Consider the following 24,870-nt stretch of genomic DNA (forward strand, 5'->3'; position numbering starts at 1 on the left):
GGTCCTGCTCGAACCGCACCAACTGATTGTCGACCGTATCCAGGCTCTCGCTGGTTTCGGTGAGGAACTCCCGCAACAGATCATCCATGAAACTGGCCTTCGTACGCACCGGCACGCGACATCGACGCGCCTTACGGAACAGGGCCAGCTTCTATGCAAAGCGTTTAATATTGGTTGAGCAAATGGAAAAGAACGGGATCAACAAAGAGATAAGACGGCAGAAATGAATTCTGCCGCCTGTTTTCAACCGTTGGTTAACCATGTCGGCGCTGCGGCGCGCTCAGGAAGCAGTAACGAGCACCTTTTCCCCGTCGGGTGTAAGCGTCACGCTCAGCCCGCAGGCCTGCGCCAACAGCCGCGTATAGTAAGGCTGCACCGCATGCGCGTCGACGGTCGCCGTCGAACTCGCGCTCACGAGATTGGCGATGTTCTGCGGCACGCGCGCGTTGAGGCCCGAAGACGTGACGCAAAAACCCATCGTCTCGCCGTCGCCGATCGGATCGATCGTCAGCGTGCCGCCGCGCGGGATCGTCTGCTGCGCGATGATTAGCATGTTCAACAGCAGCTTGACGCGGTTCTTCGGCAGCAACAGCCGCGGCAGATTCCAGGTGATGGTGATCTTGCCGTCCTCAATGTGGCCGCGTGCCATGGTCTGTGCATCGCCGAGATCGATCTGCGCGCCCGCCGATCCCGCAGCGCCAAACGCCAGGCGGCAGAACTGCAACCGTGCGGAGGCGGTCTTGGCGCTCTTGCGGATCAGATCGAGCGCGAAATCGCGGTCTTCGGGCTTCGGGTTGTCGTCAAGCACCTCAAGCCCATTGACGATCGCGCCAACCGGGCTGATGAGATCGTGACAGACTCGCGAACACAACAGCGCCGCAAGTTCGAGGGTATCGGGAGCCGGACCGGGAGATGAAGTGCCAGACATCATGGGTTCCTGGAAAGCCGCCGGGTCGCAAATTGCTGGCGGACCGTTACGAATCACGCGTGCTTATCGGTTTGATACACTGCGCAGCCCCGTGCTGCCAGCAGGGGGCGGCAATGGTAAGGCAGGACGAACAGCAAATGGGCCGAGCTCATGAATGAGGCACGTCCACCCGCGCTCGATCGCGAGGCCGCAGCAGTGCTGATCGAACCGCTGACCGAGATCGTGATCCGGGCCGGCGCCGCCATCCTTGCCGTCAACCGGTCCGCCATGAAGGTCGACGGCAAGACCGACGGCTCGCCGGTAACGGAGGCCGATCTGGCGGCTGACCGAATCATCGCCGAGGGCCTTGCCCGGGTAGTGCCCGAAATACCTACGCTCTCGGAGGAGCGTGTCCAAACGCTCGCGCTGCCCTATATGGAAAGCTTCTTCCTGATCGACCCGCTCGACGGCACCAAGGAATTCGTCGCCGGCCGCAACGAATTCACCGTCAACCTGGCGCTGGTGACCCAGGGGACGCCGCTGCTTGGCATTATCAGCGCACCTGCGCTCGGGCTGATCTGGCGCGGCATTGTCGGGCGCGGCGCGGAGCGGCTGACGCTCGGCAACGGCAAGCCGCTCGTCGAGCCGATACGTACCCGCCCTTGCCCGCCGCGCGGCCAGCCATGGACCGTGGCGGTCAGCCGCTCGCATGGCGACGCCAGGACCGAAGCCTTTATTGCCGCAAGACCGAGGGCCGTACGGTGCGAGCTTGGCTCGGCGGTCAAATTGGGCCGGGTGGCCGAAGGCTCCGTCGATATCTATCCCCGGCTGTCGCCGACCTCGGAATGGGACATAGCTGCAGGCCATGCCGTCGTCGCGGCCGCCGGCGGCAAAATCACGGATTCAACCGGCGCCGCCCTGCAATTTGGCACGGGACGGACGGGCTTCATCGTTCCGGAATTCATCGCCTGGGGCGATCCGAAGGCAATGGAATCGTAGCCCGTGCGAGTGAAGCGACCCCGGGGCCGGTGGTTACAAGAACAATCTGTGTTCCATCTGGCTGGCGCTGTTCCCGGGGTCGCTTCGCTCGCCCGGGCTACGGCGTCTGTAATCTACTGCGCCAGCCCTTGCTCGAGCGTCGGCCAACGTGCGGCGGCTTCCTTGAGGAAACGCGCCGGCTCGGCGGCGAACGCATCGCGGTTGTCCTCGCGGCCGAACAAATAGAGCCGCTGGCCCGCAACCACCCAAAAGCGCGGGTTGCCTGCATAGGTAACCCCTCGCCCCAGATCGACCGGATCATAGCCGCCGAACTGAGGCCCGTAGATATCCGGATGCGCGACGAAAGAAGCGCGATTGCCCTCGTTGCGGAAACGCCAGACGGCGCCGGCTTCGCGAGCCTCGAAATCGGGTAAACCCTCGACGGCCATGGATTCCGTAAAATAGGCGACGGGATCGAAGCCTCCGATGGCGAGGCCGGAATAGCGGTTCACCACCACGCGTTCGGTGGTCGCGGCGCGCGCGGCAAAATCAAGGCTGGCTACGCAAAAAAAACTTGCCAATAAGGCAAAAGCGGCCCTTTGGGGGCGCAAACCGTATCTTTCCTGCCGTTGTGCCGTCATAGTTGGTGCCGATAACATGCGAGTCGAGGGGACACTGGGCGCAACCTAGAGCCATGCTTGTTGGCGTCAGGTTAAGGCGGCGGCCAGAATTCGATGCCAGGGGTTCTTTCATGACGTTTGCTTCACGCCTTGCCGCGGTGACGTTCGCCGCGCTGATGTGCTGGACCGTGCCAGCTTCTGCGCAGCAGCCGCCACCGGCGTACTCTGCGCAGCAGCCGCCGCCTGGGCCTTACCCGCCACCGCAGCGCCAGCCGGGGCCCGAGACATTTGGGCCCGAGGAGTTGGTGTCGGCCGGACACAAGTTCTTCGGCAACGTCTCGCGCGGCCTCGCTTCCGTCATCGAGCGCGCGGTCAGCCAATGGGGCCTGCCCAATGGATACGTGCTGGGCGAAGAGGGCAGCGGCGCTTTTGTGGCGGGCCTGCGGTACGGCGAAGGCACGCTCTACACCAAGAATGCCGGCGACTTGCGTGTCTACTGGCAGGGGCCATCGGTCGGCTTCGACTGGGGCGGCGACGGCGCGCGCACCATGACGCTGGTCTACAACCTGCCCGCCACCAACGCGATCTATCAGCGCTTCGTCGGCATCGACGGCTCCGCCTATATCGTCGGTGGCTTCGGCATGACCGCGCTGACCGCCAACAACATCGTGCTGGTGCCGATCCGTTCCGGCATCGGCTTGAGGCTCGGCGCCAATGTCGGGTATCTCAAATATACCCCACGGGCGACCTGGAACCCATTCTAAGCCCAGCTTCAAGCATAGACGCTAAGTCTCCCCGGATGGATTCAGGTTAACGCGGCATCAGGCTGGCGCAGGGTCGGGCTGGCGTGGCAATGTGATTAACGATTCCTTGTCTGTGTGGAGTAACCATCCATGATCGAGCCGATCATGTATCTGGCGATCGGTTTTCTGGTCTCGATGTTGTTCGGCCTGATGATCGTGCCGCTGGTGCATAACCGCGCGGTGCGGCTGACGACCCGGCGGCTGGAGGCGGCGACGCCGCTGTCGATGGCCGAAATCCAGGCCGACAAGGATCAGTTGCGCGCGGAATTCGCCATGTCGGCACGGCGGCTCGAAATGAGCGTCGAGCAGCTCAAGAACAAGACCACGAGCCAGCTCGCCGAACTCGGCAAGAAGAGCGATGCGATCAATCGCATGAAGATCGAGCTCGGCGAAAAGAACGCCACGATCTTTGCGCTCGAAGCGCGCGAGAAGGCGATGAAAGAGCAGCTACGCGCTACCGAAGAGGAATTCGCGGCCAAGACCGAACTGTTGCGCAAGGCCGAGCAGGCGCTGACCGACAAGCAGGCCGAACTCGCCAGGATCAATCACGAATTGAACGATCGTTCGATGATGGCGGACAGCCGTCAGGTCGAGCTGGTCACCGTGCGCACGCAGATCGAGGAACTGAAGGGCCGCGTCGGCGACGCCGAGAAGGAATTTTCGGCAACCCAGACCCGCCTAGCGCAGGAGCGCGCCGAGTCCGAGCACGCGACGCGCGAATTGACGGACGCGCGGAGCCGGGTCGAAAATTTGAGCCAGCGCGTCACCGATCTCGACCGGCAATTGATCGTGCAGGTCAAGGAAGCCGAGATGCTCGGCAACCGCGTCAACGACCTCGAAGCGCGGCTGGCGACGCAAGGCAAGATCCTGGCTGAGCGCGAATACGAGAACAATCAGCTCCGGCAGGCGAACGAGAACGCCGAACGCGCCGCGCGCGAACTGCGCGAGGAGATCGCAGGCATGAGCGGCGGCAAGTCGCCGACCGTTGAAAAACTGCGGGCTGAGAAGGCAGCGCTGGAGGAACAGCTTCGCATCGCCCGCGACGAGCGCGCCAAACTGCAGCGCGACATCAACGCGATCCAGCAGCAAGCCGAAAGCTCCTGGGCGACCGAGCGGATGGAAAACGCACTGCTCCGCGAGCGCATCAACGATATCGCGGCCGAAGTTGCAAAACTCGCGATGCAGCTCGAGGGACCGAATTCGGCGATCGAGGCCATGCTGGCGGCGGAACCGGCCGTGCCGAAAGTGCCGGCCAAACCCGCCAACGACGTCGCCGGTGCCGCCCCCGCCATGTCGGAAGGCGGCGGGACGCTGGCCGAGCGCATCCGCGCCCTACAGTCGCACGCTTCGCGGGCCCGCCAGCATGGGGCGTAATTCCCCGTCCCCGCGCGAAAACGCGAGGTCACGGCCCGACTGATCGCTTGACACTATGGGCTCGTCCTTCGTAAATCGCGGGCTCTGACGGGGCTCATTGTTCGCCCACACTTCCCGGACGCATAGCTCAGCGGGAGAGCGTTCCCTTCACACGGGGAAGAGTGCCACCCGCTAAGCTGCTGATTATTTTGGTAAATAGAACTTAGGCTGCGGCCACTGCACGGATACTGCACTGATACCGACCGCTGCACGCATGGCCTCCCGGTACTGCTCGCGGTTTCGTTCTTCGAGCGCATCCCAAGGTGCAGTGGTGAAGCCCTGCGCCGTGCGAACCTTGTGATGCGCCCGGCACATTTTCTCAAGCTGTTCGTCAGTCGTCATTGCGTGGTCCTGTTTGCCAGTCGAAGCGGACGCTGAACCGTGCGACATCATCGACGAAAAGATACGTGGTATCGTCGTGCTCATGTATAGTGAAGCGGCTTAACTCCACGCCGCACTCTCGGAAGCGTTCGATAACCGCCTCGAACAATCGAGCCCGTTCCTCGACTGCGTGACGCCAGTATTCTGAGGTCATGCCCGTTCCTCTCCGCACTTATCGCAGCGATCCCATAGACCCTTGCTGATCCAGATGCCGCCGCAGTTCTCGTGTCGATCTCCTGCGGTGGACACGCTGTAGTTTTCACGCAGTGATCGTAGCCGAGCATCGTCTGCTATCTCCTTCGGAACGACGAGACCACCAACTTGTACGAACACCCGCTTTAGCTTCTTCGCCATGATGTAGCCCGAGGTAGCCGCGATAGGATCGTGCTCTACCGATTTGAACACTTCAGCAACTCCGTCAATCTCTTCCTGCGTAGGTTCGTCTGTCATCATTTGATCCTATCTATGGTTTGATCCAACTCAGCCACGTTTGTATGAGCGTAGCGTAGCACCATGCTCAGCGTCTTCCAACCACCGAGCTTCTGTAGCGCGCCAAGGTCACGGTTAGCTTGATAGTGCCACGTTGCCCATGTGTGTCGGCAGTCGTGTGGATGGAAGTCCGTCAGCCCTGCTCTGCGAACTGCTCCTGCAAATCCCTTCTTGATGCGATCTCCTGCGGAGACATCGTTCGGGTCGTCTTCATCGAGCGGTCGGTATGGTTCTCCGTTTGGCTTGGTGAATACATACCCTTCCCGAAGATTGCGTCCTCGTAGAGCTTCAACAACACGTGCATGTAAAGGAACACCGCGACTCTCTCCGTTCTTAGTGTTGATTAAGTCAACGTGCCTACGATCTAGGTCCACGTTCTTCCAATCGAGCCACAGTGCTTCACCGCACCGTGCGCCAGTGTAGAGCAGGAAGATGACGAGTGGACGCAATGTACTAGAACACTCGTCGATCAACCTGTTCGCTTCTTCTGTAGTGATCCAACGTACACGCGGAGGCGGATCGTCGGGACGCTCTATCTTGAAGCCGATGCACCATCCCCGCTTCGCAGCGTGCTTCAGTATCGCCGAGATAGGCGTGTACGCTTGTCGGTTCAGTGTTGACGTTGCCTGCGTCGGATAAATCTTCCGAGCCGCCACGTCTATCTCGTGCTGACCTATCGCAGCTAGCTTCATAGTACCGAAGTGCTTGATGATAGGCTCAAGATATTTCTGTTCGCCACCGGCTTCGATGTAGCTCAGTGCGGCCTGACTGAACGTGGCTACTGCACGCTTGCCGTGGATGCTCTCTTCGAGCAACTCTGCTTCGCGCTTTGCCTTGAACTCGTTCGCGGCTTTCTTGTCGCTGAGAGCAATGCTAGTGCTCTCGAATACGCTGATGCCCCTGACGGTGCCGCGCAAGTACCAGTACGGCGAACCGTCGCGCTCCTTGAGCTTGAGCATCTGCTCTCCTGTGTTAATCCATCCTGTATCTGAGCGATATGCTCGTGAGTGAATAGCTTGCGACACCCGTTCGGGTAATAGAACGGATGCCGCTTGATGATGTCCCTGAAGCTGCGCTCGCTAACTCGTAGCTCTTGCGCAGCTTCAGTGAATGTCAGTGCAGGCAACTAGGTCTCACGCTCTGTCGATGACGCCGGGGATGTAAGCGGTTGCCAACCGGAAAAGCCTAGATATTCTTCATCCATTACTGGGCACATCCGGTATCCAGAAATCCGCACGCTCACAGCGTGTGCTGTTTGAGACAGGAAGCGAAATAACCCTTCCAGTTGAAACCTGCCCGCGCACTCGGTTGAGTTCATGGGCCAGCGTCTCGTGCGAGGAGATCAACGATCCGATAGGATCATCGCCGCCCCCAATGCCCTTGTCGCACCACCAGTTGGCTACCCGCGCTTGGTCGGTTGAGTATGGCAAACCGGTCTCTGGCGGAACTTGGGATAGTGCCGCAATTGCTTCTATCATTTCATGCGCCGCTAGTGATGGGTGTGCCCACCCCATCGCCGAAAAGCCCCGAATGAGGACGTATTCGAGGTTCGGGAGCGCAGTCCCGTCACCCGGATCGACTTCAACTGAAGCGATGTCTCTCACGATGTCAGTCATTGGTTGAGGGCCCGTAATGCGGCGAGCCGCATGAGCCTGCGCCGCTCACGATCCTTCTCAAGATCGATAGCGAGCTTGCTGATGTCGGCCCATGCCCAACGCTTCGTAGCGTTCCAGAACTCGCGACGACGCTTCGGCGTTATGATGACATCTGCGAAGCCCGTAGCTTCATCACGACGCTCAGCACGCATGCGCTTCTTTATGCCAGAGTTGTCGGCAATGTAGCACCGACCTAGCTTCAGGTTGCGCTGATTGCGATGCTTCGAGACACGCGCAGGAGGACGCTTCGTGGTGAAGTGCCCGATGATCTGCGCGTCACTCAGGAAGTTACGCGCAAGATAGTTGAAGACGTTACCGATCATGCCGCCCTCGCCGCTTCAAGGTCAGCCTTGCTGACGAACATGCTCATTGTCAGATGCTTCTTCGGCTTACGCCGCTGCGCTTGAGCGTCGAGCAAACCGTCGCGAAGATTGACCAGAGCGAGAACCTGCTCGTTGGACAGCCAGTCGGCCACGGTACGGCGAGCAAGTCGAGCGTTGCCTGCATCGAGAAGACGCTTGCTCTCCTTGGCGGTCTCCTGCGCTTCCTTGTGACCATCACGAGCGATAGTCATAGCGATGCGCTTCGCAGCGAACGGGTCGCTCTTGTTGGCCTCTGCGTGCAGAGCGATTGCAGCCGAGCGGCTGAAATGCGAGCGGCGATTGTTCTTCGGCTTAGCCATAGTCGTGGTTCTCCGTGAATGGATTGTGGTTATGCGCAGTAGCCGCCGTGCGTCGGCTTGTAGGCTTTCGCCGTGACAAGCTCGCTCTCAGGCGTGGCGACGTAGCCATTAGGCTGACCGTTCACGCGCTGGCGTTCTTCAACGCGCTTACCGTGCGCCTTCTGTTGCAGCGAGCGGAACGAAGTGACGATGCTGGATGGCTGTACGTTCATGTTCATTGGTCTTCCCCTTGTGTGATCTGGTGATTAGTTGCTGACGCGCTTCTCGACGTAGACGAGGCCGCCTCCGATACTGATCTTGCTGATCTCGAACTCGACTTCGATGTCATCCCACAGCATGTACGGATGCGAGGTACGGCCCCCGACCAATAGCCGGATGAAGCCGCCGTTAGCGCCCGCATAAATCTCACCCTTGCGCTCGAACAGCTTTGCTTGCTTGTACACGCCGCTCTTGGTGTTGCGGATCACGGTCTGCTTGTCTTCGATTGCACTAAAGAGCATTGATCCCTCGTATGTTGTTCAGTTGTAGAAGCGGCACTCGCACATGAGCGGCAGTGCTCGAACGTAAGCCTTGGCCGATGCACGATCAGCAGCTCGAAAGAAGTCGTCACGCCTGAAGGCGTGGCCGGGATCGTCTTCGCAGAAGAAGTAGTAGAGGCGCTGACCAGTACCGAAGTAGCGCCCCATGTCGTCATAGCCTCCGCTGTTCAAGCGAACGCGCTGAAGCGTCACCTTGCCCTTGTAGTTGTGCGGATTGCCTACAGCCATTGTTACCCCCATTGCCGAATAGCGATGCACTCATGCACCGGAACGTCAGCTTTGTTGCGGATGTTGTAGTCGTCGCGATGCGCCTTGCGCGCATCCCATGCCGTGGCGGCGTGGATGATCTGCCACTTATCCGGGTCATGCGCCCAGTAGCATTTGTAGGTGTTCTGCTCAGTCATTGCTGAACACCCACAAGTCGCCGTCATGACGAGCGAACGTAATGCCGTCGTGCTCCATGTCACGAGCATACGCTTCGTAATCGAAGTAGTTCTTCACCCAGTCCGGTACACCGTCGAACGCACAGGTATCGTCGAGGTACTGTGCAGCGAACTCAGCTTTGGTATCAGCCTTGCCCATAAACGCATCACGAGCACGATCAATGTCAGCATCGCTATCGACGTTCTCTCGGTACACTTCGAGCAACTGCCGGTCGTCTTCGTCGAGCGCAATCCATGCGAACAACTCCTCGCTCACGCTGCTCTCGCTGTAGTACGAACGAGGGAAGCCCTCGAAGTCCTGAAACATAAGTTCAGGATCAGCCTCGTCTTTGTGCAGTTCTTTGCACGCTTCAAGGAACGCATCCTTGTCGCTGTAGTCGTCGAGGTCGAGCCATGCGCCCTTGATCGAGCCGCTGTTGTATTTGGCGTATGTGCCGACGTAGAGACGTGGCGTGCTCATGTCATCCTCTGGCGTGAGAGTTCATCGCGGATTGCTTCAGTGGTCTCGTGAAGCTTCGTGTACCAGTCGCTGTTAGCGACAAGCGTGTTGCCCTCGAAGCGATACCGGCCCTGTTCAAACAGAGCAGCGTCGAGCGCATTCAGCACGCTAACGAGCCGGTTGCCCGAGATAGCAAGCGTGATAGTGCGATCCGCGCCATTGTCAGGCGCAGCGAGTTCAGCAGCGGTCATGACTATTCCTCCACCAGTGCAGTGTACGTGTAGCAATCAGCAGCGAGCGTGCCGCAGACTCGGCGTGCGTCGTGCCAATTGAGGAAGCCAACGTCGTCTTCACATGAGCATGGAGTTGCGCCTAACCACTCAATGAACTTGTCGGCTTGCTGTATCTCTTCTTCATCCAGCCCTGACGCATCGCCATTGATGAAGTAACAGGCCCAGTACGAGGGCGCTGTGCCGGTAACTGTTATGAGAGCCATGTCAGCCCTCAATCTGTGAGCCGGGTATCATGAAGCGCATGTGCTCGCGCCAGTAGCCATCCTCGAAGCTCTCGAAGACGATGTAGTCAGCGTCCGGTAAGAACAGGACGTGATATCGATGATGCTTCATCGGAACGCCCTCCGCTCATAGCTACGACGAACGCGGCGATTGCAGTACCCGTAGTACATGCCGCGTCCGATCTGGATCAGACACAGCACGAGGCACGAGAGCGGCACGAAGAACACGACGAACAGAAGCCAGAAAATATCCATGTCAGCCTCCCAGTGTGTGACGGAATACGAGACAGCCGTTGTCATCGCCTGTGACGTAGCCACAGACCTTGACGCCACCGATTGAACAGAGCGCGGGAATTGAAAAGAACGTGTCCGCATGTCCGGTGATAGTCACCGTGCGGCGCATATCGCCTGCCATGCTTTCGATGCGGCAGTTCTCAATGCGGGCGAGCGTAGGTCCGCCCATCCAATCGGCGTACCAAAGTTTCGCGCCGTCAGTTTGCGCGTCGTGACGATCCGAGCGGAAACGCATGTGTCCCTCCGAACGCAAAAAGGGCGCAGACTGAATTAACAATCTGCGCCCGGTTGAATGGTAGCTGTAGCTTAGACGGTCGCGGGCTTGAGCTTCGCAAGCGAATGCATCAGCGCGGTATGCTTGCCGGTCGCGCCGGTTTCCTTCTCATCCTTCGCGAGCTTCTTGATAATTTTGTCAAGCAGCGCGGCCACGTCCACCGGCACATACACCGGCTCAGGAGAGAACATCCAGAAAGGCTCAAGCATAGCGCCCTTCACGTCGCACGCCTTGCCCTTGACGAACGTAACTTCGTCGCCGTCGATCATGACCGGGCCGAACGCGACGAACCAATCCTTCAGCGCGTTCTTCCGCGTCATGTCGGGGCACGCCACAAGCAACTCAGTCACGAGCCGAATGTCGCTGTGCTTCGCCACATGGTCGAGCACGGAGCACGCGGCCTGATGGATATCCTGTTGCAGCGTTTGGCCGCGACGATGGATGCTCACGAGCGCGGCCTTGATGGCCTTCTCGCCAACGAGCAGCTTGACGGTAGCCACAACGGGCGTAGCGGGCGCAGTGGTAGCCTTGGCAGTCTTGGTCATGCGAGTAGCCTCTTCTGGAATGAACGCACTGATGGCGTCGTCTGGTTAGCCTAGCTACCGGCTAGGCGCGGTCGCTTAGATCGCGTCGCGCAGCTTGGCATCGCGGCGACGGCGCATAGCTGCGCCGGTCAATACCGCGTCCTCAAGGCAATCCGTGTAGTACGCGGCCTTATCGTCGCGAGCTTCGAGGAAGTTCACGCGATAGTCACCGTGGCCGGTATTGCGCAGCGTCATGCGGTTCACGCTCATGCGCTGATGCGCTTCTCTTACAGTCATGTTCATAGCCGTAGCCCTTAGTTGGTTATGCGAGCATACAGTAGGCGTGCCAATAGCCACGCGGTACATCCGTGCGTGGTACAGACAGCTTGCTAGCCTTGTATGCTCACATAACCAACTAGGCGCAGTTGTAGCGTTCCCCGTATCCCTACAGTGAACGTGCGTCTAGCTGGCTGCTATGTATTGATTTGCGTATTTATGAAGTGCAGTATTTCACCCGCTTGTTTCCTGTATTCACACTAGAGCCACCCAATATAACCATTGGTGCAATCGGGCCATTCCCTAGTGCTACTCTTACAGTTCGCGCGCTGTTAGTTCCTGTACTGGAATAAGCCTATAACAACCTTGGCATTGGCATAGTTATAGCGCGTGCTTATTCCATGCGGACAGTCGGCCTCCCACAAGTGCGATGCACATTCCGCCCGTATATCAACTAGCATTAAGCGCCGCCGCATTGGCCGGTCACAAAGGACACTTAGCGCGCACTAGTCACGGTCGGAACGCACGGCATAATGCGTGGTTCCATAAATCCGCATATACTGCCAACCCTAAGTATCGTGCAGGGACTGAGGTTCTTAACCTAAGTATGCGCCCAATAAGGGATCATTATTGCGTGTCTTACCATGTCACGCCGCAGTAGCAGTATATGCTGCTAACCCATTCAGACTATCAACCCTAGTCCGATCAGTAGGCTTATTCAGTAGATACGCTGACGAGAGAGACAGTAAGAACCAAGCAAGTCGCCGGAGCAGTTAGCTAAGAGGTTCAAACCGTCGCTTCGTTGCGACAACCAAACAATAGCATGTTTCGTTCTGTGGAATAGCTATTGTTTTGATCCGTAGCTATCGAAAGGCACAGATACCGGCTTATGTAATTGATTATACGAGTATAATAATCTTATGCGGTATCTGTAATTGTATCAGCATGATCTAGTGTTTTGATACGTATTTAGTATCTGTACAGTACTAGATCGATCATGGATAGTATATCTAGATCAATAGCTTAGAGGCATAGCAAGGCTATAGCCTATGCTATCAGCTATGTGTAATTCCATGCTGGATTGGTTATACATACTAGTAGGCTCTATTCGGCCTAGATATGTATTCAGATAGCTATATATGAGCTAAGTATCTGATTAGCTTATTATAATTCTGTTAGACCGATACACCTAACGATGTACCGTTCTATATTCCTAATAGGGAGGGAATGGCCTAGCAGTCCGGCTTAGAGCCAAGGGATAAGCTAGGATGACAGAAACAGATGCCCGAGCTTGTATGCCCTAGCCGCCCATAAGGCTAGCTTGGCTTATCCTATGATTATCCTGATAGGCATAGTGCATACCCTGCCCGGCTATTGACTACAGATGATAACTCAGATACAAACCGGATTGCACTATAATGGAAATGCTTGGCTATAAACATGGCTAGGCATGGGGGAAACTGAGCGCGCGACTTGTGTTAGATACCCCCACGAATTTCCCCCTCGTTTTCGCGATCCCGCTCTCCGAAAAATCTGCGGAGAATAGCTGGGGTAATCCCCGCATAGCCCGGTTCGATCTGAGGACCGCCGAGGCTTAGCAGCCAGACTCGCCTGTGCGTTATTCCTGACCGGGAGCTACCCAAGTAGCCACGCCGAGAACGCCTCTCCATAGCCCTCTATTTGCCTTCCCGGCCGAAGTGTGATTCTACTCCGGTGCGCCACCGAATTGCCGGGACGCCAACAATGGGGTTACTGACGATGAAGCACACTGGTTCGTCGAGTGGGAGGATTTCATCACCGCTGGACCGGCTGGAACCTCACCGCCGACCTTTCCCGCCATCACGCTTCACAACTCGACAATTGGTCCGCTTGCGGATTATCGACGCGTCCCGTACGGCCTCAATTCGCCTCAGGTCTCTGCTCTACCGTTTAGGGCTTCTTCGCTGAACGAAAACACTAATGGGAGGCCGGGGTTATTACGCCCCGGCCAACCAACTAGGTTCTATACATCCACCGAAGCAACGCTAAGGTACCGGCTACGACTATAACGTACGTAGCAGATAACAGTAGTAGCGTAAGCAGTACGGTGAAGACCACGTTACACCAAGTCGGTGTACGAGACCGCCACGTCAACAGACGCGCTGTTCCACGCAGTCACTGCGTCGATGTACAGAGTACGGTCGGCAGCGGTGTTCGCGCCGCCAATCAAAGGCGAGTACGCAACGAGAGCGGACGCAGCGACGGCACCAGCCGCCAGAACATCGGTGCCGCCGAGGGTCGTACCGATCTTGATGCCGCCAGTAACGGCGTTCGCCGTGTTGTTGCGGATGTAGATGCGCTCGACCACGGCACCCTGCGGGATGACCACGGAGCCAGCCGCCGCGATAGCGAGGCCGCGCTTCACACCGTGGATCGGGGTGGCAGCAGCAGTGAAAATATCAGCCATTTTAGGTAATTTGTCCTTTAGGAACTTATGTGATACATATGCGTTGCTTTACAGCAACCGAGATACAGCGCCTGTACTGACCGCGAGGTCTTACTGGGGCGCGTAGGCGGGGAGCATCAGGCCCTAACCGGATGCTCCCCGCCACTTTTATTAGACCTTCTCAGCCGGGAGCGGAGAGGCCACAGCGTTGATGCGCTGGCGCGGGTCTTCCGAGCGAGCAGCGATCTTCGCCACGCGGGCTGTCACAGCATCGGCATCGGACTTCAGACGCGCAGCGGAGTGCGCGGCGATGATGCGCAAGGTCTGCAACAGCAGCTTGTGCTTCTCCTTGTTACCACGAACCGAGCTTGAAGCCCGTAGACCGGCCTTGCGAAGCTCCGAAGTCATACCCCAAGGGTCCAACGGAAACTCGACCAGTGCAGGGTTCGTAGAGACCTCTGCGGCCTCCTTCTTTTCTTCAGACAAGTTATCTCCTGTGCGGTTTATCGTATACCGCGATTGAATTTATCTAGTGCATTAGGCGCACGGAATGATTTGCCGAATGAGCCCGGTAGTCTTCGTCCGTCCCCTAGTGGGTTGGACATGAGCTTACGGTACGCGGCGTCCTTGGCAGCAGCCTTAGACTTCTCGTCGTCGATAGCTAGTAGCTCTACCCAGTGTCGGGCCGAACCAGCAATCGCGTCGAGCCTATCGTCATGTATCAGTGCCTTGGGGTCTCGTGTGATCCGGCTCATCTGCCACAGCCAACTGTACGTGCTCCGTAGATCGGCTGCGTACTTCTGGCATGTATCCCAGTCCTCTCGGATCAGGTCTTCGTGCACGATGAACTTGCCAGAGCCGATCATAGGCTCAAGCACGTCGATGATGCGTAGCTCCTTCTGTCCGCTCTCCCACACGTCCTCAATGCCGCACTTGTGCGCCTTGAGCAGCCGAGGTTGCCATGCGTGCGAGAGAGCCCCGTTGCCGAAGTTCTTCTCGATGTCGATGGTCGTCGGCTTCCATTTCACAGCCGCAGCCGTGAGCCAGTCTAGCTGCTCGTCTCCGTAGCCACCGTGGATGCCGCCAACGGCGACAAGGCACACACGCCCGGCACAGAGGCCGGTGATCGCGTAAGCAAGCTCGTCGCCATTCTGACCGCCGCCAGCGGGGTCAACGTACATATGGTAGCCGCTGATCTCTCCGAAGTCCTCTGCGGACTTAACGCGGTATAGACGATCCTTGATCGGGATGCCCGAGGGCAACAGGATCGCGGCATCATCGGTGCGCGCGAAGTTCACCGTCATCGGTGCCTTCTTCTCTTCGCGATCAAACGCGAGGAAGCGGATGTTGTTCAGCTTCAGCGGAAAGCGCATCGCGTCGGACAGCGTAGTGCTCAGCATATGCTGAAGCTGGAAGTACGCCGGGCCTTGATCGATCTCTTTCTTGATTAGGATGTCTTCACCGAGCAACACCGGGTCAATGACTTGCCCACGGTCGCCGGTAGGACCACCGCCAGTTTGCAGTGCCTTGGTGATGCGCGATCGAACCCACGGCGCGAGGTACGGGCCGTAGCCCGGTAACTCTTCGTCTGTCGGATAACGTCCAGGCCAGATGCGAATGTCGTAACCGCGTCCCGGCAATCCGTTGTATAGACTGTCGATGCTCTGCGGTGTACCTAGATACACGATGTCGCCGTTAGAACAGATGGACGCGAAGTCGAGCGTAAGATGCACGAGACGTGCGCGCTGATGTTGCGTCTGACTGTTCTTTTGGCTCTCGATGTCGTCGGCAATGAGAAGGTCTGCGCGCTTGCCCTGCATGTTCGATGTGATGCCGACGCACGCGAGAGAGGGAGACTTTTCAGGCCCCTTGAGAGTGTAGTGAACGTCGAACGCTTCGACCGATGCACGGTCGCCGTTCGATCTATCCGGCCTGAGACATTCAAGCTCAGGCATTCCGTTGATGATCTGAATGACCCAGTTCGCGATCTCAGTTGCCTGAGTGTCGCCAGCCGAGAGGATCAGAACGCGGGTGGTTGGATCGTGGATGAAGCGCCACACTGCATACGCCGCAGTGATCGTCGTCTTCGCCTGTCCGCGCTGCGCCTGTACCATTCGGTACTTCGGGCCGTGCGCGATGTAGTGTCCGATGTCGATCTGCACGTCTGTACAGATGAAGCCCATGAGGTCTTCGATGACATCAACTAGGAAGTCCTCGAAGTTCGCATAGTGCTTTTGCAGAAGCTCAAGCTGGTGCCAACGTTCGAGAGCCTGTTCAGTGGTCTCTCGTATGGCCAGTGTTGGCCTCCTTACGTAATGTACTTATTGGGACGCACGACAAGCGTGCGCCCTGTAAATTCATTCGTCAGTCAAATGCACGACGTTCCCAACGGCACGTCGCTTCTTGCTCTTGTCAGCGAGCCTCTGTTCGAGGTCGCTCATGGTGTTGCCTGCTTCCGGCGCACAAGTAATCTTGTTAGCGTCGAGGAAGCGCACCATCACAGAGAGCAGAGCCGGGTTTAATTCCGGCTCTTTGATGCCCTTGTCCGCGATGACTTCAGTATCCATGAGTGAGTATGCTTCTTGCGCCTTCTCGATATGATCGAGTGCGCTAATCATCACGTCAGCAACCTTGCTATGAAGATCACCGAGCTTGCTTTCCTTAGCGGGACCACTAGACACGTCCGAACCATCCTTTGATGACGCGCACAGCAGCCGGTACTTCCTTAATCAGTCGTGCGACGAGAAGGATGAAGCCGAGAACCTGTATGATCGTGCTCTGATTGTCTACGCATAACGCCAGCGCCGCCGCAGAGTACGAAGAGACTGCGGCGATGTATTCTTGAAAGTCCTGCAACCGCAGTCTCCGTTAGTACAATTATTGTAATTACGTGCCGGTAAATTCCCAGATGAGTTCTACCTCAGAGGAATAGATCATAGGCCCGGTAGTGCCGTTTCCGACTACTTGATGACAGATAAACTTAGTTGTAGCTGTGTCGAGAAGCAACTGTAGCGCAGCAGTAACATCCACTGCATCTACGACAGGGGTTGTAGTGCTCGCCCGAGTAAAGCTCGTCAGATGTACGACATTAGTAGGTCCACTATCTGCCTTCGCTAAAGCAACACCATTTGGCGAGGCTGTAGTAGCATTAGGATTCCACGCCACCACCCAACGCGCACTATACAACCTACATCCGGTTATAGTTGATCCGTTGAATTGAACCGCGCTGGCAGACAAAGCACTACCCGGAAACGCCCATGCACCTGACGACGTTCCGTTTGCAGACGTGGCGCTGTGTCTGATGATAGTCAGCCAGCTTTGTGTGCGTATGATCTTCTTAGGAACCCATATACCCGCTGCATTAAGGTAATCACCATCTGTGATGTCACCGGCTGTAGGTGCCGGTACAAGTCCCTTAGTGCCTGAAGAAAACACTGGTAGCATAGCCGCTGCTTCCGCAGGGGTTATGTCTGTAGGCGGCGCGGTTGCGCCTGTGTTATTCGCCTTGAATGTGTTAGCTGGCGCAGGACCGGCACCAGCACTTGCAACCGCATCCTGCACGAATTCAGTAGTAGCAAGTTGCACCGTGTCAGTACCGGGTGCGGCAGTCGGTGCAGTCGGTACGCCCGTGAGTACTGGCGAGGCTTTGTCAGCCTTGGTACTGAGCGCAGCCAGAGTAGTGTCGCGAGCGTCTTCAGCCGCGCTCTGCGCGGTCTGCGCACCAGTCTGTGCAGTCACCGCGCCTGCTTGAGCAGCCACAGTCAGCGCAAGCGTGTCGCTTGCCTCAGACGCATCTGCCTGCGCCGCTGCTGCGGCGGTAGTAGCAATAGCAGCCTGTACGACTGCGGTCTCGCCTGCGTCAATAGCTACATCAGTAACCGTATCGACGTATACCTTAGTGGCAACATCATTCGCAGCAACAGGCGCACGTACATTAACAACGCCGAACCCGCCTGCATCTAAATCTTGAGTAAGAACAGAGAAACGTCCGTCGAGAACTTCATGCACAGCCATCATAGCTTGCTTCTGAGCAATCATTAGATTGTCTTCGTCAAACTGATCGCCGTTATTGTAGTCTACGCGTAGCGTGTCTTTGTCTACGGTGCGCTCAAATACTATCTGAACACCGTTGCCGGGGATTGACCCGCCGACTTGAACTAAGTTCGTAGAAAGGAATGTCAGCGTCCTATAAATAGGATTGCCACCACCATCAACTTCTGTACCAACACGGCACGTAACATCGCTCTCAAGCAGATAGTCTAGTGCGAAGTTCACAGCGAACTGGTTGGTGGAGCCGTTGCCTGTAGCTACGACCCTTGAATAGGCCATCTAGTAACTCCTTGTATCTCCTAATAGGGAGGTACAAGGGTCACTAGTGGCGATAAGTCTTAGTCTTTCAATGAGTTCAGGAAGTACGTGATGCCGTATGCCTTGCCGATAATAGGCGTAGCCTGTAGCGCACGTACATCGTTGTTAGACCAGTTACCTGTTACAGCATGACCAGCGATAGCAGGTATGTTCAGCATACTGTTCAGCGCGCTCAGCGATGCTGGTGTACTGAGGATCGTACCCGGCTGACCGCGAGTGCCACCGAACGTGTTCAGCTTCAGTGCTTCGAGCCCGAGCATCTCTGCGACTGGATCGGACCACATGGGCATCCAGCCGGTCATGTTGCTGTAACCGATAGCGCCTCGCGCGATCTTGTCGAGTGTCATGTTCTGCGTGTTACCGTTGATGCCCTGCTTCACAGCGTAGGCAGCAGCAGCAGTAGTAAGCCCTGCGAAGAACGTGCCGACGGCTTGACCATCCTGTAGGCGCACGTTACGCAGTGCCTGCTTCTCAACAGCCAATAACGAGAACGTCTTCATGTGGAAGAACAGAGAAGCGATACCGTCCTTGTGAAACAGGATGCTGCTCTCGCCTGCCATCGCCTTCTGCACAACTTGGTTGACGTGCCGGTTCAGTGCGAGCGTGAAGTCTTCTGCATCCTTGGGATTCCACTTATGGAAGTTCGCCTTGTAGAGCGAACCGTCTCTGAACTCGACTGCGGCTGCGCGTCTCCCGCCGACTGACGGGTTCACGTACAGGCGTTGGATGCGTGCATACAATGCAGGATCAAGCCCGATATCCGCAGCGCGTGCCGCGCTCAAGTCATTAGCGAGACCGGCCATGTTACGCATGATCTTGTCAGCAGCCGACGTAACAGCAACGCGCTGCTGGAAGTTACGCACCTGAAAGTACAGTGACGTGTAGCCCTGTAGATGCTGCGCGCTATTCAGCGTGCTCTGCATCTTCTGTGCGAACCATGAAGAACCTGGCCCTTGCCTATCCATGTCGAGGTTCAAATCGTTCCTGAAGTATCTGTTCTCAGGAACCATCACGCCCATGTGTCGCAATTCCTTGGACAGTTCGGATTGCGGGTTGATCGCATTGCCGCGCATAGCGCCGCCTGCGTGTTCAAACCAACGCTTCAAACCGACCGAAGACATCTGCGCACCAAGCTCCGACATCTGCGTGAGACCGAGTTGCGGTAGCAGCACGAGGTTCGTGAGCTTCTTCATGGATGCGTAGAACGGACTAAGGCCGCCTGCGATTGCTCCACCGAGGAAGTTACTGAACAGCGCGTCGATGTCGTCTCCGGTAAGATGCTTGTCGCGGTCTACTAGATCGTTGAACTTATCGAGCTTCGATCCGTTGCTCATGACGCTAGGTCCGCGTGCAGCCTGCTCTGCGAGGATCGCTTCCTTGATGGCGGCGATATCCGAGCGTGACGCGATGCCCTTACGAGCGAGCGCCGCTGCGCCTGCGGTGTTTCGCACACGTTGCGCCAGCATACCGCCGACATCATTGTCCACGAGGTCAAGCATGCTGACGCCGTTCGAGGCAGTGAAGCGCATGTCGATGTCGATACGCTGCTTCGTGTGCCCTTGCTGCCCGCGTACTGCGGCTTCGCCAGTCAGCTTGTCTATCAGTCGCGCGGTCTCGGATGCGCTAACGCCATTCGCGCGTAGCGTATCGGACAGGAACTCTTTACCGTCTCCCTGAAGGATGCCGATAAGGTTCGTATCCATACCCTGCTCGTTACGACGCGCGCGGTTCACAACAGCCGACGCATACACCTTCGCGTCGTCGTACTTCATGTTGTGCTGTCGAACGTAGGCTTCAGCGACGGCTGCAATGATGTCGTCAACGGATTTGCCCGCATGGATCATCTTCTCCATGCTCGCGCCGTTCCACTTCTGAGGCATGTAACCAGAGTAGTGATCGAAGAACTCGTAGCCCTTGATCGAACCCTCGCCCGGTCTGCCCTTACCGATCTCGACATCCTTCTTGTGGAAGTCATCAATAGCATCAGCAGCCAGCTTGATTGACGGCGGGGTGCCGCGATCAGTGCCCGGAGGATCGTAAGCACGGCCAGCCATTTCAGCCTGTACTTCCCGATTGAAACGTTGCCGGTGCTCAGGCTTGAAGCTGTCGAATGTGCTGATGCCGTTCTCTTTGTCCCATAGCTTGCGCGTAACGTCGTAGTGCTGAGAAACGATGCCCAACTGGTTCTTGTACATTTCCATCAGGTTCGCAGCGGATCGGTTGTTACGCACGATACCGCTTGCGCTCTCTAATAGATCGTAACTCAGACGCTGCGCGACAATCGAGCCAGAGCGCCACAGCCTGTCGAAGTCTGTAGCCATCGGTGACGCTGCGATCATGTCGTGCATACGAGATGCCCACTTAGCTACAGCATCGCCGGCTGCACCGTTCGCAGCCACGCCCACGTACTTGTCATTGTACTCGTTGACGATGCCTGTACGGTTCGCCCAGTTGCGTGCAGCGGTAATCATCTGCGTGATACGCGGGCTTTGAATGGTCGCGACGGAGCCTTGCGATTGCATCTGTCGTGCGCCGATTGATCCGCCCTCTTCGCCCTGAATGTCGCGCATCGTTGTACCTGTCGGCACAGCACGCGGGTTCAGTTCGTCGAGACTGATCGTCTTGCCGACGCCAACTTCAGTATCAGCAGGAATGTGGATTATCTCTTCGTCGTCGAAGTCGCCACGCATGTCCTTCGGTTGGTCGCGTAGCTCCGTCTGCTTTGCAGCAGCGGCTTGACTACCATACGGGTCTTCGTGCGGATGTGCTTCCTTGCGTATGTCGTGCTGTGCAAGCGGTGCGCCGTCAGCAACGTACTCGTCGAAGTCTCGGGTAACAGCGTGAACGGTATCGTTCGTAACGTGCTCAGTGCGGTTCTTCCTGAACCCGCCACCGGCAGCGCCGAACACCAATCCACCGAGACCAGCAGCGGGAATGCTCGTCCAGTCGCCAGTGGTGCCAGCCTCGAACGCTACGGTCTGTGCAGCGGCTTGTGTAAGCGCGCCAGTCGCAGCGGAGCTAGCGAGCTTGCCCCAACGGGTAGCCAAGATGCCGCCCTTGAATGCAGACGACGCGCCACCGGACAGCACCGCGAGCGGCGTATCAAGGTCAACGATGCCTGCGAGGCCAGCAGCAACGAACGTGCTGAAGCCACCGCGCCGAGCAAGTATCTCTTGCTTGCGTAGTTCGTCGTTCATGTCGCTGAGTATCAGGTTGGCTTCATTCTCGGACGTAGCCAGATGATACTGCATTTCGAGTTCTTGCGGGATACGGTCCCGGTTGCGCGTGATGAAGTCTTGCGCCTTGAAAGTCGGGTCGGGCGGCGGCGACAATGCTTCGCGCTCAGCCCGTTTGTATAATTCATAAGCCCAGTTGCCGCCGCTCGTGAAGGACTTGCTCACGCTGTCTGCGAATAGCTCTACGCTATCCGGTACAAATGAACTGCCATCGACTACCGTATTCGCTTCGTCTTCAAGTCGGTTGGTCTTCGATGTCGGTTCGCGGCCGAGTGTATCTTGTTCTGATACCGTGATTAGCGGAGGCGTCCCCGCCGATGGCAGAAGACCCGTAGGGTCGTCCACCGGATCAATAAATTCTGCCATAATACTCCTTGTGCTGGCCCATGCGAATGCACAGGCCAGCCGGTTAAGTTACTTCAGTTCGCCAACAATGTTGTTGTAATCGGCAGCAGCATCTTTGATTGCCTTAGCCGTACCCTTGAACATACTGTTCCAAGTAGTTGCCCATGAACCGGGCGTCGTCTGTTCCTTCGCGTACTCAGCACCGATAGCCTTCACGTTGAAGTGCCTTGGTGAGCCGATGGTCTGCTTCATGTCGCGATCCTTGTATAGATCGACGGTCATGATACCGAGTTCAGCATTGTACGTGATGCTCACAGGCGGCCCATCTGCACGAGAGCCCTTGTAGTTGTCCACGCTATCGAACGTGCCGGGAGAGATTGCCTTGGCAATACCTTGCGGGCTGAATTGACGGTCGAACGTGCCGACAGCACGGACAGCGTTTGCCACGCTGCTGTTCTCGCGATCAGTATAGGACTTGCCCCAAATCTTCTCGCCGTTCTTTCTGATGTACGAAGAGATAGCATCCTCCGCAGCGTTAGGGCCGAAGCCTGCTACGCCCATCGCCTTGTCCAGTTCTTTACCGGGCTTGGTGATGATAAGGTTGCCCATCACAGGCGTAGAGTTCGCCTGCAAATCGTCGAGTGCTTTCTTCAAGGACACTTCGCCATTCTCGCGAGGCTCTTGGAAGTGGTACGCCTCTGCACGGTTGATGACGTAGTTCTTAGCGGTCGCGTTGTTCGTTAGGATGCGTTCGCGCTCGTTCTGATCTCCCGTAGCGAACAAGCTATTCAAGAAACCGGGATGCGTGCGTTCAAGCAGAACCTTGTCCAAGTCCACGTCGAGCTTCTGACGCCACACCACATCCTTCTGTATCTTGTCGTTAGGATCGCGGTTCGGATCGTTCAGTATCTCGTGCGCCTTCAGCAGCGCCTGCTCTTTAGACAGCGTGCCCTGATCGAGCAGCACCGCGTGTTCAAGCAAGTTGCGTGTAGGCTCGTCACCAACCACCTTCGAAAGATAGCCGGGATTGAGACCGGGCGTCGTGCTCAGCGTGAGATACGTGTCGTATGCCTGCACAGCGGCAGTCTTGACAGTACCGTCCTTGCTGATGATGTTGCCGCTCAGTGCGCCGACGAACTGCGCCTGCGTCTGCTTGTCGATCACGCCGTGGTTCTGTAGCTCAAGGAATACCTTGCGCTCCATTTCAGGCTTGGCTTGCGCCGCAGTCATCTGACCCTTGCTAACAGCGTCAGCGTATTGCTTACCCCACCTGTCCTTGATCTGACGGATACCGTACTCTTCCGCACTCACCGTCTCCGGTTGCCCGGCATCGTTCGTGATCTTGACTTGACCAGTGAGGCCCTTGATACCGTAACCCTGCGCCTGTGCGCGAGCCACTTCAGCCTTGATACCGTCCTGCGCAGCCTTGTCCTTCGCAGCAGTGGTAGCTACAGTACGTAAGTGGTTCTGATACTGCTGACTATCAGAGAACATCTTGCCGACGATCTGCTGTACGTCCTTCTCAGTCGCGCCGTACTTGTTCGCGATCTTCTTGCCTTCTTCCGCCAGCGTCTTGAAGTCACCGCCTGTTGCGATCTGCTGGTACAGTCCACCTAACTCATTGAGCATGTCAGTGTCGGCCAGCTTAGACTTCGCTCCGCTCTCTGCACGGATTTTGTCCGCAGCATTAGTAGCGATTGCGCGGGCCTGTGCATCGTTTAGGAGACCACTCTTATGCCGCTTGTCGATGTCAGCCAGAAGGCTGTCACGGCTCTCGCCCCTCTCAGCCCGAGACTTGATGTCGTCCTCGAACTTCACGTTCTCGATGCTGAACTCCGTCAGCTTCTTGTCATCGAAACGCTTCTGCGCCTTGAGAACTTCGTCGATGTCATTCGGCTGTGCGCCTAGCTGATGCAGGATCGCCACGCCGCCCGCGTCACGGAACAGCGCATCGTTACCGGCATCGAGACCGCGACGCATAGCGTCAGCGACAGCCGCTGCCTTGTCCTTACCGTTCAAGCCGGTATAGCCACGGATAAGCTGCTGCACTTCATTCACACCGGCTGCTTGCGCAACGCCAGTGACGCCTACGCCTTCCTGTGAAGGAATAGCGTTGATGTCGCCCGGCGTGCCGGTTGCGATCGTGGTAGCCGTCACCTGCGGGGCCACAGCCGGACGCACAGCAGCGTCGCCAGCCTTACCTACGAAGATATGCCCGCCGATTTTGATGCGACCACCGCTGCGCGCTGTCTCGTCATCGAGCCATTTAGGAATGGTGTTCGATTGGGAGCCTTGCGCGACCAGAGCGGTCATACCGGCCGGGCTGTAATAGTGCGTAGCGCCGCCTGTCGGATCAACGTGCTTGCCTGCCATGACGGCATCGAACACTTCTCCCGCGCGCTCGTACATCGGGCTACCGGGTCCGTAGTTACGGACGAGGTTGTTCCCGCCAGCGCCAGCATTCCAAGCCGAGAATTGCTTCGGTTGAAGCGCCACGCCTGCTATGCTGTCGGGCCAGCGCGCGTCCGTGGTTCGGTTACGCATGACGTGCGCAACGGCGGCAAGTCCTTCAGCGCCTTCATTGGCGGCCTCGCCAAGCATGGTACGGATGCCGATGTCTCGGTCCCTCGCGCTAGGCTGCATCACCGGCCCAACGGGCACAGGCGATAAAGCTAGCGGCTGTCCGGGCTCACGCTTGGAAGCGGTAGCACTGGTTGGTCCGGTAGAGTACAGCATCGACGAGAACGACTTAACGCGTTCAACACGATTGTACTCGTTGTTCTTCAGAGCTTGCGCCTGCGCCAGACGTGGAGACATATCCTCGAACGCTGCACTAGCAACCTTGCGTGCATGAGGATCAGTGATGCCCGACAGTACGCTCTCGCGCTGCTGTTTAAGCTGCGCTGCGTACTGCTTCGGGTCCATCTGCTTACCGGTCTCATCCATAGCAACGGACTGTTCTGTGAACCAGTTGTTCACCTGATCGCGTGCCTGTAGAGTACGGTAGCCCTGTGCGGTGAACGCGTTACCACTCTCAAGCATCTGTGCTTCAGTGACACCGCTCTGATAGGCGATCTTGCCTTCAGTTATCCAACCGTCTTTCTTCTTCTCGAACTCCTGCGCCAAGAGCCCCTCGACACCCTGTAGCGCCTGCGTCAGACCGTCGTTAGTGGTCAGGCTCGCGGCGCTAGGGGTCGTCGGGGTCATCACTCCGCCCAACTGTAGCGAACGGTTAGGACGTTGTTCGCGCGCATTCGGCGCGAGA

Annotated in this window: 32 protein-coding genes and 1 tRNA gene; 4 read left to right on the forward strand and 29 right to left on the reverse strand. The window is 57.3% G+C overall.

The features are described from left to right. Positions 1-280: 280 nt before the first annotated feature. Positions 281-928 carry a histidine phosphotransferase ChpT gene (gene chpT, locus CQ13_RS24330; RefSeq protein ID WP_057845430.1) on the reverse strand — a complete coding sequence of 216 codons (648 nt, stop codon included), beginning with the start codon at positions 926-928 and terminating at the stop codon, positions 281-283. Positions 929-1,078: 150 nt separating this feature from the next. Here chpT and cysQ point away from each other — a divergent pair, with 150 nt between their 5' ends. Beyond that, the gene (gene cysQ / locus CQ13_RS24335; RefSeq protein ID WP_057845373.1) at positions 1,079-1,906 is read left to right on the forward strand and encodes a 3'(2'),5'-bisphosphate nucleotidase CysQ; all 828 of its coding nucleotides are present in this window, start codon (positions 1,079-1,081) and stop codon (positions 1,904-1,906) included. Positions 1,907-2,019: 113 nt separating this feature from the next. On the opposite strand, the gene CQ13_RS24340 is transcribed toward cysQ, so the two are convergent. Beyond that, complete coding sequence (locus CQ13_RS24340; protein ID WP_245309290.1) at positions 2,020-2,526, reverse strand: YHS domain-containing (seleno)protein; 507 nt, start codon at positions 2,524-2,526, stop codon at positions 2,020-2,022. Positions 2,527-2,636: 110 nt separating this feature from the next. On the opposite strand from CQ13_RS24340, the gene CQ13_RS24345 reads away from it, so the two are divergent. The 3 genes from CQ13_RS24345 to CQ13_RS43335 all read left to right on the forward strand — a co-directional run bounded on the left by CQ13_RS24345 (position 2,637) and on the right by CQ13_RS43335 (position 4,898). Continuing rightward, positions 2,637-3,269, forward strand: a complete 633-nt coding sequence (locus tag CQ13_RS24345) for a DUF1134 domain-containing protein (RefSeq protein ID WP_057845375.1) — start codon at positions 2,637-2,639, stop codon at positions 3,267-3,269. Positions 3,270-3,398: 129 nt separating this feature from the next. Next, positions 3,399-4,682 carry a coiled-coil domain-containing protein gene (locus CQ13_RS24350; protein WP_057845376.1) on the forward strand — a complete coding sequence of 428 codons (1,284 nt, stop codon included), beginning with the start codon at positions 3,399-3,401 and terminating at the stop codon, positions 4,680-4,682. Positions 4,683-4,798: 116 nt separating this feature from the next. Continuing rightward, positions 4,799-4,898, forward strand: a tRNA-Val gene (locus tag CQ13_RS43335). Here CQ13_RS43335 and CQ13_RS43340 read toward each other — a convergent pair. From CQ13_RS43340 to CQ13_RS24450, 27 genes are all read right to left on the reverse strand, one after another. Then, positions 4,866-5,063, reverse strand: coding sequence for a hypothetical protein (locus CQ13_RS43340; protein WP_156433863.1), 198 nt, complete (start codon positions 5,061-5,063; stop codon positions 4,866-4,868). The genes CQ13_RS43335 and CQ13_RS43340 overlap by 33 nt on opposite strands. Beyond that, positions 5,053-5,256 carry a hypothetical protein gene (locus CQ13_RS24355; RefSeq protein ID WP_057845377.1) on the reverse strand — a complete coding sequence of 68 codons (204 nt, stop codon included), beginning with the start codon at positions 5,254-5,256 and terminating at the stop codon, positions 5,053-5,055. Before CQ13_RS24355 ends, CQ13_RS43340 begins: the two co-directional genes overlap by 11 nt. Beyond that, positions 5,253-5,552 (reverse strand): hypothetical protein, encoded by a 300-nt coding sequence (locus CQ13_RS24360; RefSeq protein ID WP_057845378.1) that lies wholly within the window; start codon positions 5,550-5,552, stop codon positions 5,253-5,255. Before CQ13_RS24360 ends, CQ13_RS24355 begins: the two co-directional genes overlap by 4 nt. Next, positions 5,552-6,550 (reverse strand): tyrosine-type recombinase/integrase, encoded by a 999-nt coding sequence (locus tag CQ13_RS24365; RefSeq protein WP_057845379.1) that lies wholly within the window; start codon positions 6,548-6,550, stop codon positions 5,552-5,554. Before CQ13_RS24365 ends, CQ13_RS24360 begins: the two co-directional genes overlap by 1 nt. A 237-nt stretch (positions 6,551-6,787) precedes the next feature. Then, on the reverse strand, positions 6,788-7,207 hold the full coding sequence (locus CQ13_RS43345) for a hypothetical protein (RefSeq protein ID WP_156433864.1): 420 nt from the start codon (positions 7,205-7,207) through the stop codon (positions 6,788-6,790). Further along, positions 7,204-7,569 carry a hypothetical protein gene (locus tag CQ13_RS24370; RefSeq protein WP_057845380.1) on the reverse strand — a complete coding sequence of 122 codons (366 nt, stop codon included), beginning with the start codon at positions 7,567-7,569 and terminating at the stop codon, positions 7,204-7,206. The genes CQ13_RS43345 and CQ13_RS24370 overlap by 4 nt, the downstream gene beginning before the upstream one ends. Then, positions 7,566-7,928 carry a hypothetical protein gene (locus CQ13_RS24375; RefSeq protein ID WP_057845381.1) on the reverse strand — a complete coding sequence of 121 codons (363 nt, stop codon included), beginning with the start codon at positions 7,926-7,928 and terminating at the stop codon, positions 7,566-7,568. The genes CQ13_RS24370 and CQ13_RS24375 overlap by 4 nt, the downstream gene beginning before the upstream one ends. A 29-nt stretch (positions 7,929-7,957) precedes the next feature. Continuing rightward, entirely contained in the window at positions 7,958-8,146 is a 189-nt protein-coding gene (locus CQ13_RS24380; RefSeq protein WP_057845382.1) for a hypothetical protein, read from the reverse strand. A 27-nt stretch (positions 8,147-8,173) separates the two neighbouring features. Then, complete coding sequence (locus CQ13_RS24385; RefSeq protein WP_057845383.1) at positions 8,174-8,428, reverse strand: hypothetical protein; 255 nt, start codon at positions 8,426-8,428, stop codon at positions 8,174-8,176. Positions 8,429-8,446: 18 nt separating this feature from the next. Next, positions 8,447-8,695 (reverse strand): hypothetical protein, encoded by a 249-nt coding sequence (locus CQ13_RS24390; RefSeq protein WP_057845384.1) that lies wholly within the window; start codon positions 8,693-8,695, stop codon positions 8,447-8,449. A 2-nt stretch (positions 8,696-8,697) separates the two neighbouring features. Continuing rightward, a complete protein-coding gene (locus CQ13_RS43350) occupies positions 8,698-8,871 on the reverse strand; it encodes a hypothetical protein (protein ID WP_156433865.1) in 174 nt (57 codons plus the stop codon). Continuing rightward, positions 8,864-9,370 carry an antirestriction protein ArdA gene (locus tag CQ13_RS24395; protein ID WP_057845385.1) on the reverse strand — a complete coding sequence of 169 codons (507 nt, stop codon included), beginning with the start codon at positions 9,368-9,370 and terminating at the stop codon, positions 8,864-8,866. The genes CQ13_RS43350 and CQ13_RS24395 overlap by 8 nt, the downstream gene beginning before the upstream one ends. Then, positions 9,367-9,600 carry a hypothetical protein gene (locus CQ13_RS24400; protein ID WP_057845386.1) on the reverse strand — a complete coding sequence of 78 codons (234 nt, stop codon included), beginning with the start codon at positions 9,598-9,600 and terminating at the stop codon, positions 9,367-9,369. Before CQ13_RS24400 ends, CQ13_RS24395 begins: the two co-directional genes overlap by 4 nt. Positions 9,601-9,602: 2 nt before the next feature. Beyond that, positions 9,603-9,845, reverse strand: a complete 243-nt coding sequence (locus tag CQ13_RS47225; RefSeq protein WP_057845387.1) for a DUF6926 domain-containing protein — start codon at positions 9,843-9,845, stop codon at positions 9,603-9,605. Position 9,846: 1 nt separating this feature from the next. Next, a complete protein-coding gene (locus CQ13_RS46495) occupies positions 9,847-9,975 on the reverse strand; it encodes a hypothetical protein (protein WP_283807521.1) in 129 nt (42 codons plus the stop codon). After that, on the reverse strand, positions 9,972-10,118 hold the full coding sequence (locus CQ13_RS43355) for a hypothetical protein (protein ID WP_156433866.1): 147 nt from the start codon (positions 10,116-10,118) through the stop codon (positions 9,972-9,974). The genes CQ13_RS46495 and CQ13_RS43355 overlap by 4 nt, the downstream gene beginning before the upstream one ends. Position 10,119: 1 nt before the next feature. After that, positions 10,120-10,392 carry a hypothetical protein gene (locus tag CQ13_RS24410; protein WP_057845388.1) on the reverse strand — a complete coding sequence of 91 codons (273 nt, stop codon included), beginning with the start codon at positions 10,390-10,392 and terminating at the stop codon, positions 10,120-10,122. Between the two features lie 71 nt (positions 10,393-10,463). Beyond that, positions 10,464-10,976: a hypothetical protein gene (locus CQ13_RS24415; RefSeq protein ID WP_057845389.1), complete on the reverse strand. Its 513-nt coding sequence runs from the start codon at positions 10,974-10,976 to the stop codon at positions 10,464-10,466. Positions 10,977-11,051: 75 nt separating this feature from the next. Next, complete coding sequence (locus CQ13_RS43360) at positions 11,052-11,225, reverse strand: hypothetical protein (RefSeq protein WP_197427420.1); 174 nt, start codon at positions 11,223-11,225, stop codon at positions 11,052-11,054. 2,104 nt (positions 11,226-13,329) lie between these two features. Next, entirely contained in the window at positions 13,330-13,677 is a 348-nt protein-coding gene (locus CQ13_RS24420; RefSeq protein ID WP_057845390.1) for a hypothetical protein, read from the reverse strand. Positions 13,678-13,827: 150 nt separating this feature from the next. After that, complete coding sequence (locus tag CQ13_RS24425; RefSeq protein ID WP_156433868.1) at positions 13,828-14,142, reverse strand: hypothetical protein; 315 nt, start codon at positions 14,140-14,142, stop codon at positions 13,828-13,830. Positions 14,143-14,159: 17 nt separating this feature from the next. Then, a complete protein-coding gene (gene terL / locus CQ13_RS24430; RefSeq protein WP_057845392.1) occupies positions 14,160-15,953 on the reverse strand; it encodes a phage terminase large subunit in 1,794 nt (597 codons plus the stop codon). Positions 15,954-16,013: 60 nt separating this feature from the next. Further along, positions 16,014-16,337: a hypothetical protein gene (locus CQ13_RS24435; protein WP_156433870.1), complete on the reverse strand. Its 324-nt coding sequence runs from the start codon at positions 16,335-16,337 to the stop codon at positions 16,014-16,016. Further along, positions 16,330-16,512: a hypothetical protein gene (locus CQ13_RS24440; RefSeq protein WP_057845394.1), complete on the reverse strand. Its 183-nt coding sequence runs from the start codon at positions 16,510-16,512 to the stop codon at positions 16,330-16,332. Before CQ13_RS24440 ends, CQ13_RS24435 begins: the two co-directional genes overlap by 8 nt. Positions 16,513-16,542: 30 nt before the next feature. Next, positions 16,543-17,985, reverse strand: a complete 1,443-nt coding sequence (locus CQ13_RS44570) for a phage tail fiber domain-containing protein (RefSeq protein WP_197427421.1) — start codon at positions 17,983-17,985, stop codon at positions 16,543-16,545. A 59-nt stretch (positions 17,986-18,044) separates the two neighbouring features. Continuing rightward, positions 18,045-21,626: a hypothetical protein gene (locus CQ13_RS24445; RefSeq protein WP_057845395.1), complete on the reverse strand. Its 3,582-nt coding sequence runs from the start codon at positions 21,624-21,626 to the stop codon at positions 18,045-18,047. Positions 21,627-21,674: 48 nt separating this feature from the next. After that, on the reverse strand, positions 21,675-24,812 hold the full coding sequence (locus CQ13_RS24450) for a cell wall hydrolase (RefSeq protein ID WP_057845396.1): 3,138 nt from the start codon (positions 24,810-24,812) through the stop codon (positions 21,675-21,677). Between the last annotated feature and the right edge of the window lie 58 nt (positions 24,813-24,870).

The sequence above is a fragment of the Bradyrhizobium retamae genome (assembly GCF_001440415.1).
GTDB lineage: Bacteria > Pseudomonadota > Alphaproteobacteria > Rhizobiales > Xanthobacteraceae > Bradyrhizobium > Bradyrhizobium retamae.